Annotated in this window: 1 protein-coding gene and 1 pseudogene; both read left to right on the forward strand. The window is 56.5% G+C overall.

Annotated elements, in window-relative coordinates:
• Positions 1–82: 82 nt before the first annotated feature.
• Positions 83–526, forward strand: a pseudogene (locus A6A04_RS22040) (transposase); the annotation flags it as partial.
• A gap of 378 nt (positions 527–904) precedes the next feature.
• A complete protein-coding gene (locus A6A04_RS20575; RefSeq protein ID WP_172822833.1) occupies positions 905–1,612 on the forward strand; it encodes a c-type cytochrome in 708 nt (235 codons plus the stop codon).
• Positions 1,613–1,854: the final 242 nt, after the last annotated feature.

Here is a 1,854-nt window from a genome sequence, read left to right on the forward strand (position 1 = left end):
CTCCGTCGCCCCTGGCCAGGCAACATCAACCATGCTTCACTAACATTCGATCTGGAGCCGCCATTGGGGGCCGGTCATCGCCTATGACCGGGAAAGCGATACCTACACCTGCCCGGCCGGAAAGGAACTCCGAAAGTTCCATCGCTCGTTCACGACGCCGCGCTCCGGGGTGACGAAGGCCAATACGATGAAGTACCGAGCCAGCAAACGCGACTGCGACGCTTGCCCGATGAAACCCCGTTGTTGCCCAAACATGCCCTCACGCTACGTGCCCCGCAGCGTCCATGAGGGGGCCCGCGATCTGGCTCGCGACATCGCCAAGACTGAGGCCTATGCCGAATCACGCTGCCTGCGGAAGAAGGTCGAGATGCTGTTCGCTCACCTCAAACGCATCCTCAAACTTGATAGATTACGGTTGCGGGGGCCGTGCGGGGCCAAGGACGAATTCCTCCTCGCCGCCACCGCCCAGAACCTCAGGAAACTCGCAAAGCTCATCCCGATGCCGCAGCCAGCACCAGCGATTTGATCGGGGGGGCGTTCGTCTTCAATTCAGCGTCATTCATCTGGCCAACTCACCCCGCCCCAACCAGCGGGTTTTTCAACAGAATCGACCCACAAGAGGCATTCGATGTCTAAACGTTTTCCCCACTCAGGAAAGGCGAATTTTCAGAGGATCGGCAGCCGCAAGGCGATTAGCTTCTTTGTCGAAAGCTTTTTCCCCGGACGCCACGTAACTGGGACTTTTGCTTCCCTGCCATCGGTCCATCTGTGCAGACTGACTCATCTGGGCATTCTCATGTGGCGAAGACGCTTTGACCCACACGCAACGGCCCAGTAGGGCTATTGACATGAAGTACACCCACGGATAATCACTATCAATACCACTTCCAATATGGAGGCTTCCATGCTTGCGTTTCGTGCCACCATGGCTTTGTTCTGGACTCTTGCCATCATGTTCGTTTCGGCAGGCGCTCTGGCAGGAGAGCAGGAGTCGTCTATTGCTCGTGGCGGCCGTCTTTATGATAAGTTCTGGGCCGAGAACAAGCTCTCAAAGCCAACTGAAGATCACCCTGCTTATCCAAACAAAGGCGGGAAGTATGGCAAAGAAGTGTCGTGGCGCTGCAAGGAATGTCATGGCTGGGACTACCTCGGAAAGGACGGCGCCTACGCCACCGGTGGACATGCCACAGGGATTAAGGGAATCCAGGGGGCGGCGGGTCGAGACCCTGCAGCAATTGCCGCCGTTCTGCGCGACAAGACACACGGATATACCGAGGCCCACCTTTCCGACCGCGATGTCACCGACCTTGCCCTATTTGTCTCCAAGGGTCAGATCGAAATGACTAAGTTTGTGGATTACGGGGCCAAGAAGACTAAGGGCGATGCCGTCAAGGGAGAGCAATATTTTGGCACGGTTTGCGCAGGATGCCACGGCATGGATGGCAAGAAAATCACCAATGCCGAACCGCTTGGCGCAGTTCAGAATCCGCAAGAAATGATGCACAAGGTTATGAATGGACAAGCAGGAGAGGCCATGCCCGCACTCCGCCTCTTCGGCCCGCAGGTCTCCGCCGATTTGGTAAGCCATGTCCTAACGCTGCCGAGGCAATAGGGCGTGGTGCCATTGCCAAAGGCAACTGGTCAATTGAAAGTTGCGTGGCGGACATTTTGGAGCCCACCACGTAGTCTTTCGCTTGGGGCTATTCTTATCGTAGGCATTCTAGCCGGATCCAGCCTCTTATGGGTAGGAAATGCCCTAATCCAGCGCACAAACAGCCTAGCACTACTTTGGCACTTTAGGCTCCGCAGCATCCGCAAGGAGCCTGTCACAGTGAGGGCATCGTCTGGGTGGAT

This window comes from Paramagnetospirillum marisnigri, from assembly GCF_001650715.1.
Lineage (GTDB): Bacteria > Pseudomonadota > Alphaproteobacteria > Rhodospirillales > Magnetospirillaceae > Phaeospirillum > Phaeospirillum marisnigri.